The following is a 10,038-nucleotide window of genomic DNA, read 5'->3' on the forward strand; positions in this document are numbered from 1 at the left end:
CAATTATCCTCCTAGCTTAGATTTATCACGGACAGCCCCTTTATCCGCACTGGTCGCCAATGAAGCATAAGCTCTCAGGGCAAAAGAGACCTGACGTTCACGAGATTTCGGCGTCCATGCGTTATCTCCACGGGCAAGTTCCACTGTTTTACGGGCAGCAAGTGTCTTTTCATCCACATCAAGTTGAATTTTCCGCAGTGGAATATCAATATCAATAATATCGCCATCTTGCACCAAACCGATCAAGCCACCATTGGCAGCTTCTGGCGAAACGTGGCCGATCGATAAACCAGATGTACCACCGGAGAAACGACCATCGGTAATTAATGCACAGCTTTTGCCCAATCCCATAGATTTCAGATACGTCGTCGGATACAGCATCTCCTGCATTCCTGGTCCACCTTTTGGTCCTTCGTAACGAATGACGACCACATCACCAGCAACGACTCTTCCACCCAGGATCGCATCAACCGCATCTTCCTGACTTTCATAAACTTTAGCTGGCCCACAGAACTTCAAACTGTCCTCATCAACACCTGCGGTTTTTACAATACAGCCATCTATAGCCAAATTACCAGACAAAACCGCGAGGCCGCCATCCTGACTGTATGCATGTTTGAGGTCACGGATACAACCTTCTACACGGTCAATATCCAAAGAAAGCCAACGGCAATCCTGTGAAAATGCCTGAGTAGTACGGATACCCGCGGGGCCTGCTGAATACATTTTCTTTACCGATTCATCTACCGTCAGCATCACATCATATTGATCAAGCGTTTGTAGCAAATCCAGCCCTAAAACATTTTTAACCTGACGATTTAACAAACCGGCTCTATCCAGCTCACCTAAAATGCCCATCACACCACCAGCACGATGGACATCTTCCATATGGTATTTTTGTGTGCTTGGAGCAACTTTACACAAATGAGGAATCTGACGAGACAGACGGTCAATATCCGCCATAGTAAAATCGACCTCCCCTTCCTGTGCCGCAGCCAGTAAGTGAAGTACAGTATTTGTTGAACCGCCCATGGCAATATCCAGCATCATCGCATTTTCAAATGCAGCTTTCGTTGCGATATTACGCGGCAGAGCACTATCATCATCTTGCTCATAGTAGCGCTTAGTCAGAGCAACAATACGTTTCCCCGCGTTCAGAAATAGCACCTTACGATCCGCATGAGTCGCCAGTAACGAACCGTTCCCGGGCTGAGACAGACCCAGAGCTTCGGTCAAGCAATTCATCGAGTTAGCAGTAAACATCCCCGAACAGGAACCACAGGTTGGGCAAGCTGAACGCTCAATCTGATGACTATCTTCATCACTGACATGAGGGTTTGCACCTTGAATCATGGCATCGATCAAATCCAATTTAATAATCTGATCCGACAATTTTGTTTTACCGGCTTCCATGGGACCACCGGAAACAAAAATCACAGGGATATTCAAGCGCAGGGCGGCCATCAACATACCTGGTGTGATTTTGTCACAGTTAGAAATACACACCATGGCATCAGCACAGTGAGCATTCACCATATATTCGACAGAATCAGCGATCAATTCGCGTGATGGCAGAGAATAGAGCATTCCACCATGCCCCATTGCGATACCATCATCCACCGCTATTGTATTGAACTCTTTTGCAACACCACCTGATGCTTCAATCTGCTCGGCAACCAATTTACCTAAGTCCCGCAAATGAACATGCCCCGGAACAAATTGAGTAAATGAGTTAACTACCGCAATAATTGGTTTACCGAAATCTGCATCGGTCATCCCTGTCGCACGCCATAAAGCGCGAGCCCCAGCCATATTGCGGCCATGAGTCGTGGTGGCAGAACGGTACTTAGGCATTATTCTTCACTCCCGTGTTATCAAAACAGGCGGGGAACGAACCGCCCGTTAAATTATTTATAGTTTTATTAATGATTTACTGGATCTAACCAGCCCCATTTATCTTCTGTTGTACCATCAAACAATCCAAAGAATGCTTGCTGAATCTTCTTAGTAATTGGTCCACATTTACCAAGACCAACCTGAATATCATCAACACTGCGAACAGGTGTGATTTCAGCCGCTGTACCAGACATAAAAACTTCATCTGCCAGATACAGAGATTCGCGCGACAAGACCTGTTCACGAACTTCCAGCCCCAAATCTTTCGCTAGTTTGATAATGGCATCACGGGTAATGCCTGGCAGGGTAGATGAAGTCAATGATGGCGTGAACAATACACCATCTTTTACTTCAAACAGATTTTCACCCGCGCCTTCAGAGATATAACCATAAACATCCAGAGCAATACCTTCCTGATATCCATGACGACGGGCCTCACTACCAACCAAAAGGGAAGACAGGTAGTTACCACCCGCTTTTGCAGCCGTTGGTATTGTATTTGGCGCCGCACGGTTCCATGAGGAAACCATAGCATCAATTCCTTGATCCAGTGCATCTTCTCCCAAATAAGCTCCCCATGGAAAAGCGGCAATAATGACATCAGTTTTATAACCAGCCGGTGGATTAACCCCCATTCCAACATCCCCAATAAAGACCAGTGGACGTATATAAGCACTGACTAAATTATTTTTACGAAGAGTTGCCCGGCACGCTTCCATCAATTCATCAACACTCTGACTCACTGGCATACGGTAAATCTTTGCAGAATCATGTAAACGCTGCATATGCTCACGATGGCGGAAAACGACTGGCCCTTTATAAGAGTCATAGCAGCGAACTCCCTCAAAAACCGACGTACCGTAATGTAAAGCATGTGACATTACGTGAACTTTAGCATCTGCCCAAGGAACCATCTCGCCATTGAACCAAATGTAATCGGATTGCTTCGTCATTCTCTTATTCCTTTATTTCTACGTTATGCACGTATTAATTGTGATTTTGGTTGCAAAATCTTGACACCAGCGACATCCACTAATTTAGTTAATTGTGAAGACAACAAATTAACAGGTCTTTGGCTGGCAACAATTAATTCGATATTAACATTATAGCCATCCATTGTTTGATCCATATTCATCGAACATATCTCAAATCCACGATGACGCGTTACTCGTAAAATACGTTCTAATATTTCAGGGCAGGAACGAGCCTGGATTGCAAGTTGATGCTGCATCATAATGATTTCTCCAACATAGTTTCATTGCTTGCACCGGGAGGAACCAACGGCCAAACGTTTTCTAATTCCTCAATAGATACCTGTAATAAATACGGTCCCTTACTGTTGAATAATGCATCCAAAGCTTCATCAATCTGTGATTTATCAGTGATATGCTGCCCAGGAATATCAAAAGCTTTCGCTAATGCGACAAAATCAGGGTTATCCGTTAATGTTGTTTCGCTATATCGTTTATCAAAAAACAGTTCCTGCCATTGCCGCACCATTCCCAACCGCTGGTTATCCAACAGTAAAATTTTTACTGGTAACTGCTTGCGTTTAATTGTCCCCAATTCCTGAACATTCATCATGAAAGAACCATCACCGGATATACAGATCACCATATCCTCTGGTCGAGCAATTTGAGCACCAATCGCAGCAGGGATACCAAATCCCATCGATCCCAGCCCACTAGATGTAATGAAATTTTCAGGCCCATCAAAAGTCATATGTTGAGCTGTCCACATCTGATGCTGTCCAACATCGGTGGTAACAACCGTGTTTAATGTTTTACGATCCGAAACCTGCTTCAATAACAAAGGTGCATAGATAGCCTCACCCTGATGGTCGTAGCACCAAGGATATTCAGCTTTCAGGCGCTCAACTTCCCGCTGCCAAGGCATAATTGATAATGGTTGCTGTAAACGAGGCAACAACGCTTTTAAATCCCCCAGTAATGACACATGAGCCTGACGTAATTTCCCCAACTCTGCCGGATCGATATCCAGATGAATAACTTTTGCATTCGGCGCAAAGGTATTGAGTTTGCCAGTCACACGATCATCAAAACGGGCACCTGCGGCAATCAGCAAATCACATGACTGCACAGCAAAATTTGCAGCTTTCGTACCATGCATCCCAAGCATTCCCAGATAACATGGATGTTTAATATCAGCAGCACCCAAACCTTTCAACGTGGAAACAACCGGCATACCAGTTTCCGCAACAAAATTACGCAGAACAGAAATTGACTGAGACATACCGACTCCGCCACCAACATACAGCATGGGCTTTACCGCAGCCGCAATCATCTTCCGGGCTTGTTCTAATTCATTTTCAGTGCAGGGTATCTCTTGCTCAACAGGAACCAAATGTGGGGCTAAATTCCCCTCTTTCAGCTGAATATCTTTAGGAATATCAACCAGAACAGGGCCCGGTCGACCACTGGTTGCAATAGAAAAGGCTTCAGCCATAATTTGAGGCAAATTTTCCAGGGAGTCCACTAAGAAGCTGTGTTTGGTGCAAGCAAGGGAGAGACCTAAAACATCGACTTCCTGAAAGGCATCAGTTCCAATCAATTCAGAACTCACCTGACCAGTGATAGCGACAACAGGAATAGAATCTAACAACGCATCAGCCAACCCAGTGATCAAGTTTGTTGCCCCCGGCCCAGATGTGGCAATACAGACTCCCGGCTTGCCACTGGCTCTCGCATAACCAATTGCAGCCATAACAGCGCCCTGTTCATGCCGACAAAGTAAGTGCTCCACACCACCATCGTACAAAGCATCGTAAACCGGCATGATTGCACCACCAGGGTAGCCGAAAACCTTATCAATACCCTGCGTTCGTAATGCTTTTACTACCCACTGCGCCCCGTTCATTTTTCATATCCCCTGTGTTTACCCTGTGAGACAAAATTTTGTTCTGTTGTATGTTTTTGTCTATGACTGATTTTTGCTTGCCGAAAAAAAACCCCCGCGCCTTTCGGTGCGGGGGTCTTCGAGAGATCTGGCTGTTCGTCTAAGCCTTTCTTCGTCCAAGTGCAGCCCCGCACGGTGGGATAATAATCACCACCACGCTGACGATAACTAGGCTAATCACTTGGACGAATATGTTCATAATCTTGGCCGTTTTAACTCGTTTGTTTAATCTATATTTAAGAGTTATCACGTTCTTCATTGCTTGACAACTTTTATTTTGTTTTATGCCTCAGCATGAAAAAAATATTGTTTATTTTCAATGGAATACTTGTTTTTTAGATTATATTTCCATATATGGATTAGATTTAAGTGATAACATCCAGATTATTATATAAAAACAACACATCACATTAATAAATAACAAATAAAACAAATCATTCAACAAAAACCAAGTAAATATCTTACTATTAATCACCCAAGTGACAAAAAAACCAACTAAAAAATAAAGCATAAATATATAAAACACTAATTTAATTTACTGTAAAATATATAAAAACTCAAATTAAAACACCCAAAATAATAAATAAATCATAACAAAAACATAGAAAAATAAATTTATCAATTAAACCAAAAAATATAAAAAAACCAATCAATTAAAATAAAAATCACTTAATTGAAATTTAATAAAATAACTCTTTGAGTAACATGAAAAAATATTTATTAGAGCCGTCTCGCAAAAAAATAATAGGGCACTATTTATTATCTCATTTCAGTCCATCATATGCGCTTTCTTACTAAGGAGAATAGGATGGCCCTCGCTGTTATTTATACCAGAGCGACTATAGGTATTCATGCCCCTATCGTTACTGTTGAAGCGCATATTAGTAATGGCTTACCTGGATTAACTCTGGTTGGTTTGCCTGAAACAGCCGTAAAAGAAGCAAGAGATCGTGTCAGAAGCGCGTTGATCAACAGCGGATTCACCTATCCACCTAAAAGAATCACAGTTAATCTTGCACCAGCAGATCTTCCTAAAGAAGGTGGTCGTTATGATTTACCGATTGCTATCGCTATTCTGGCGGCTTCAGAACAAATACCTGCCGATAAACTAAACCGTTATGAGTTTCTTGGTGAACTCGCGCTATCCGGGGGTTTACGGAGAGTTAATGGCGCAATTCCAGCTGCACTAAGCGCGGGAGACGCAGGTAGGCAACTTATTCTATCGACAGAAAACGGAACAGAGTTAGCAATCTTATCTCAGGATGCAACGTTAATGGCAGAACACCTCTTGCATATTTGTCACTTTCTTCAAGGAGAAAAACAACTACTGACAACAACAATCCGGCATGAATTTTCAACAGAACAACCACAACCGGATCTTCAGGATATTATTGGTCAGGAACAAGCAAAACGCACACTGGAAATCGCAGCAGCAGGCGGACATAATCTTTTACTACTTGGCCCTCCAGGGACAGGAAAAACGATGCTGGCAAGCCGCCTATGCAGTTTATTACCGCCATTAACAAACAAAGAAGCTCTTGAGGTTGCCGCTATCAATAGCCTGGTAGATACCTACCTTCCACCAGAACAATGGCATACACGCCCATTCAGAGCCCCTCATCACAGTTCTTCAATGGCAGCACTAGTTGGCGGTGGTGGACTTCCTAAACCCGGTGAAATATCACTCGCTCACAACGGTGTGCTGTTTCTAGATGAACTTCCTGAATTTGAACGCAGAGTCCTTGATGCCCTAAGGGAACCACTGGAATCAGGGGAAATAATTATATCCAGAGCCAGAGCAAAAGTTTGTTTTCCTGCTCAGGTTCAATTAATAGCAGCAATGAATCCCAGCCCTACAGGCCATCATCAAGGAATTCATAATCGAAGTAATCCTCAGCAAATACTTCGATATCTGGCAAAACTTTCCGGGCCTTTTTTAGATCGCTTTGATCTCTCAATTGAAGTTCCTCTGTTACCCGTTGGAACATTGAGTAGCCCAGTTAGATCAAGCGAAAGCAGCAAAGATGTAAAATTAAGAGTACTGACAGCGCGAGAAATACAATTGAAACGCTGTGGAAAAATTAATGCTCATCTGAATAGTAAAGAGACAGAAACATTTTGTAGGCTCAAACCTAACGACGCCGTATTTCTGGAAGAAACACTAACAAAGTTAGGGCTTTCCATCCGAGCATGGCATCGAATTCTGAGGGCATCTCGGACACTCGCCGACTTAGAGGGAAAAAAAGAGATAGAAAAACTACATATTATGGAAGCCTTAAGCTACCGTAGTATGGACAGACTATTAATACAGTTACAAAAACAATCAGGTTAAAAATGAAAAAAGGGGCAAAGCCCCTGTACTCATAACTTGTGATGATATTAATCATCAGTATCGGTATAGTCGTCAGAAGAATCAACCTGAGGCTTACCACCTGACAGGGTATGAAAACGTTTTGGACGACTAATCCTTGCCAAATATTTGGTCCATACTTTTTCTTCCATCGTCGCAGGCTGACGTTCACCCCGGCAAACAGCAACAAACAGTTTTTCTATTTCTGTTTGAGGCTCACGTTTACCGAGATCTAACTCATTGAACGCATGACCATGACGCTCTAGCAATTGCGCCTCTTTAATGGTGAAATCGCCATGACGGGAAAACCCGCGAGGATAATGTTTGTTATCAAAAAAACGATTAGTCGTGATGAAGCTTTCGGCCATCTGACACACTCCTAATTCTATTACTGTTACTATCATGCTAATTATGGCGCGGAGTATTAGATAGGCCTGGCGTTCTGTAAAACAAAACATTTAAATCTTAACGATAAAAAATATTGGAGAAACATGTGGACACCGAATTACTGAAAACCTTTCTGGAGGTCAGTAAAACTCGTCACTTTGGTCGGGCAGCAGAATCACTATACCTGACACAGTCAGCAGTCAGCTTTCGCATACGCCAATTAGAAAACCAATTAGGTGCTAATCTTTTCACGCGTCATCGCAATAACATCCGTCTTACAGCCGCTGGTGAACGCCTTGTGCCGTATGCAGAATCACTGATGAATACCTGGCAGTTGGCTAAAAAAGAGATAACACATGCATCTCAACATACTGAATTGACAATTGGCGCCACCTCATCATTATGGGAAGCATATTTAACACCTTGGCTACAGGATTTCTATAAAAGACATCAGGAACTAAGATTAGAATCTCGGGTTTCTACACGGCAATCCCTTGTTAAACAACTTCATTCGCGTGAATTAGATCTACTAATAACGACTGAACCCCCTAAAATGGATGAATTCCAAAGCTTGTTATTAGGGAATATTTGCCTGAAATTATTAACGACAGAAGAAAATCTGAAATGCCAAGTTGAAAACTACATCAAATTAGAATGGGGAGCTGATTTCCATCACCAAGAACAACGGATTTTAAAAAGTGAACAATTGCCCATAATTACAACCACTTCAGCACATATAGCTCGCCAACTGCTCAATTGTGTCAAAGGAGCCGCCTTCCTACCAATACACTGGCAAAACGAATATTCAGAACTTATCTCTTACCCAAATACTGAACTAATCAAACGCCCATTATACGCTATATGGTTACAGAACAACGATCAACAAGCATTGATTCAGCAGCTATTAAAAATACCTGTCATCAATACTTCTACAAGAGATTAAGAGACATTTTATGCAACTCATTCAATTAGTGGATCTATGTTCTGCAAGATTTACAGATAGAAATGTTACACGGAAACAGAAACGCAAATAGTAAGAGAGAACGAAGTTTTAGATCACGCAGGAGGCGGGATTACTTTCGCCATCCTTCCACATACCCCCCTGTTTGCCAAATAATCTTCACTTACTACGCACGGTTTAAAGCTGTGACTTGAATCAGAGAACCCAGAACCACAATAAAGAAGGGTAAGATGATTTTTAATAACTAACTAAACGAACCTACCCTCATCGTCTGGATACTCAATGTTCTTACCTTACCATCCGACTTAGGTAACTTTTATTTTAAACTTTAAACTGAACTTCATTTAATAAGAAAACTGTCACGATTAGAGTATTCATTAAGACTTAATTGACGCAAATCCTTTAAACATAATTAACTCAGAGAAATTTTATTACTATGGAAGTGGATAATACTGAAAAAATATTATCTAATTGAAACGATGTTTATTACGTTAAGAAATATTTCTTACATAGAATACTTAAAACATCGTAGCCCGATCAGTTTCTTATTAGAGGCGATAGACGCATTGATCACTTACGCCTTCTAACCCCAAAAAGAGTCTGAATATACATGTCGCTAAATTAATTCATGAAAAAGATGTTTGAACACTAAATCTCAAAGACAATAAAAAAATATGCTGTTATAGTTTATTCTTAGATACGAGTCCCACATTCAAGTCAAAATTAAGATAATAAACTAGCAACACCCTTTAATTGATCAGTCAAGAGATGCTATCTCTGTATGTAAAAGTGGCAATAAAAATATTAAGTTTAAATAGTTTTTTGTTCGTTAAATCAATATATTGTGTCTAGCTAATATTTCCCTTGCCAGATACCCAGAAGACTTTCTCCTCTCAGTCATCCCCCCTTAATTATCACGGTCGAAAAATAACATCTGCCAAGGGGATATGTATTTATTATGCACAGTACAGATAAGAAAAAACCCAGCTAAATAGCTGGGTTATCAATATTGCGACTTACCTTAGTTATTACTTAGTTTGTAACTGGCAGGGGCGGAGAGACTCGAACTCCCAACACCCGGTTTTGGAGACCGGTGCTCTACCAATTGAACTACGCCCCTAAATAAGGTGGCGGTGCGGACGGGGCTCGAACCCGCGACCCCCGGCGTGACAGGCCGGTATTCTAACCAACTGAACTACCGCACCACCGAATTTCTTGTCTTCTATGTTGTTACCACAACATAAAACTTCAATACCCGCTAAGGCAGTTTACGAACGGCCTTTCTGCCATTCGCCCTTCGGACCACCCGCCGCTTTCCGCAGCGTTCAAAATCACTCTCAGCGATTTTGTCCGACTTCCTACCCACAACACTCTGCGTCATTCTTCATCACACAAAGCTAAATTAAAGCCTGGCAGTTCCCTACTCTCACATGGGGAGACCCCACACTACCATCGGCGCTACGGCGTTTCACTGCTGAGTTCGGCATGGGGTCAGGTGGGACCACCGCGCTATCGCCGCCAGGCATAT

Annotated in this window: 8 protein-coding genes, 2 tRNA genes and 1 rRNA gene; 2 read left to right on the top strand and 9 right to left on the bottom strand. The window is 42.3% G+C overall.

Going from position 1 to position 10,038, the window contains the following annotated elements; translation table 11 throughout:
- Nucleotides 1-3 precede the first annotated feature (3 nt).
- The 5 genes from ilvD to ilvL all read right to left on the bottom strand — a co-directional run bounded on the left by ilvD (nt 4) and on the right by ilvL (nt 5,011).
- Nucleotides 4-1,854, bottom strand: a complete 1,851-nt coding sequence (gene ilvD, locus C5471_RS04220) for a dihydroxy-acid dehydratase (protein WP_133813938.1) — start codon at nt 1,852-1,854, stop codon at nt 4-6.
- Nucleotides 1,855-1,922: 68 nt separating this feature from the next.
- Nucleotides 1,923-2,849 carry a branched-chain amino acid transaminase gene (locus C5471_RS04225; protein WP_133813939.1) on the bottom strand — a complete coding sequence of 309 codons (927 nt, stop codon included), beginning with the start codon at nt 2,847-2,849 and terminating at the stop codon, nt 1,923-1,925.
- Nucleotides 2,850-2,872: 23 nt separating this feature from the next.
- Entirely contained in the window at nt 2,873-3,130 is a 258-nt protein-coding gene (gene ilvM / locus C5471_RS04230; protein WP_133813940.1) for an acetolactate synthase 2 small subunit, read from the bottom strand.
- Nucleotides 3,127-4,773, bottom strand: a complete 1,647-nt coding sequence (gene ilvG, locus C5471_RS04235) for an acetolactate synthase 2 catalytic subunit (protein WP_133813941.1) — start codon at nt 4,771-4,773, stop codon at nt 3,127-3,129. Before ilvG ends, ilvM begins: the two co-directional genes overlap by 4 nt.
- 139 nt (nt 4,774-4,912) lie before the next feature.
- A complete protein-coding gene (gene ilvL / locus C5471_RS04240; protein ID WP_036844375.1) occupies nt 4,913-5,011 on the bottom strand; it encodes an ilv operon leader peptide in 99 nt (32 codons plus the stop codon).
- 609 nt (nt 5,012-5,620) lie between these two features.
- Here ilvL and C5471_RS04245 point away from each other — a divergent pair.
- The gene (locus C5471_RS04245; RefSeq protein WP_133813942.1) at nt 5,621-7,144 is read left to right on the top strand and encodes a YifB family Mg chelatase-like AAA ATPase; all 1,524 of its coding nucleotides are present in this window, start codon (nt 5,621-5,623) and stop codon (nt 7,142-7,144) included.
- 47 nt (nt 7,145-7,191) lie between these two features.
- Here the strand turns inward: C5471_RS04245 and C5471_RS04250 are convergent, their stop codons facing one another.
- Nucleotides 7,192-7,530, bottom strand: a complete 339-nt coding sequence (locus C5471_RS04250) for a MaoP family protein (RefSeq protein WP_133813943.1) — start codon at nt 7,528-7,530, stop codon at nt 7,192-7,194.
- A gap of 125 nt (nt 7,531-7,655) precedes the next feature.
- Here C5471_RS04250 and hdfR point away from each other — a divergent pair, with 125 nt between their 5' ends.
- Nucleotides 7,656-8,492, top strand: coding sequence for an HTH-type transcriptional regulator HdfR (gene hdfR / locus C5471_RS04255; RefSeq protein ID WP_133813944.1), 837 nt, complete (start codon nt 7,656-7,658; stop codon nt 8,490-8,492).
- Nucleotides 8,493-9,554: 1,062 nt separating this feature from the next.
- On the opposite strand, the gene C5471_RS04260 is transcribed toward hdfR, so the two are convergent.
- The 3 genes from C5471_RS04260 to rrf form a co-directional block, all read right to left on the bottom strand.
- Nucleotides 9,555-9,630 (bottom strand) — tRNA-Trp (locus C5471_RS04260).
- A gap of 8 nt (nt 9,631-9,638) precedes the next feature.
- A tRNA-Asp gene (locus C5471_RS04265) sits at nt 9,639-9,715 on the bottom strand.
- A gap of 202 nt (nt 9,716-9,917) precedes the next feature.
- A 5S ribosomal RNA gene (gene rrf / locus C5471_RS04270) occupies nt 9,918-10,033 on the bottom strand.
- Nucleotides 10,034-10,038: the final 5 nt, after the last annotated feature.

This window comes from Photorhabdus tasmaniensis (assembly GCF_011189505.1).
GTDB lineage: Bacteria > Pseudomonadota > Gammaproteobacteria > Enterobacterales > Enterobacteriaceae > Photorhabdus > Photorhabdus tasmaniensis.

What these genes read in the sequence shown, in the direction of transcription:
- ilvG (WP_133813941.1), bottom strand. Translation starts at nt 4,773, where the DNA reads ATGAACGGGGCGCAGTGGGTAGTAAAAGCATTACGAACGCAGGGTATT.
- C5471_RS04250 (WP_133813943.1), bottom strand. Translation starts at nt 7,530, where the DNA reads ATGGCCGAAAGCTTCATCACGACTAATCGTTTTTTTGATAACAAACAT.
- ilvD (WP_133813938.1), bottom strand. Translation starts at nt 1,854, where the DNA reads ATGCCTAAGTACCGTTCTGCCACCACGACTCATGGCCGCAATATGGCT.
- C5471_RS04225 (WP_133813939.1), bottom strand. Translation starts at nt 2,849, where the DNA reads ATGACGAAGCAATCCGATTACATTTGGTTCAATGGCGAGATGGTTCCT.
- ilvL (WP_036844375.1), bottom strand. Translation starts at nt 5,011, where the DNA reads ATGAACATATTCGTCCAAGTGATTAGCCTAGTTATCGTCAGCGTGGTG.
- ilvM (WP_133813940.1), bottom strand. Translation starts at nt 3,130, where the DNA reads ATGATGCAGCATCAACTTGCAATCCAGGCTCGTTCCTGCCCTGAAATA.
- C5471_RS04245 (WP_133813942.1), top strand. Translation starts at nt 5,621, where the DNA reads ATGGCCCTCGCTGTTATTTATACCAGAGCGACTATAGGTATTCATGCC.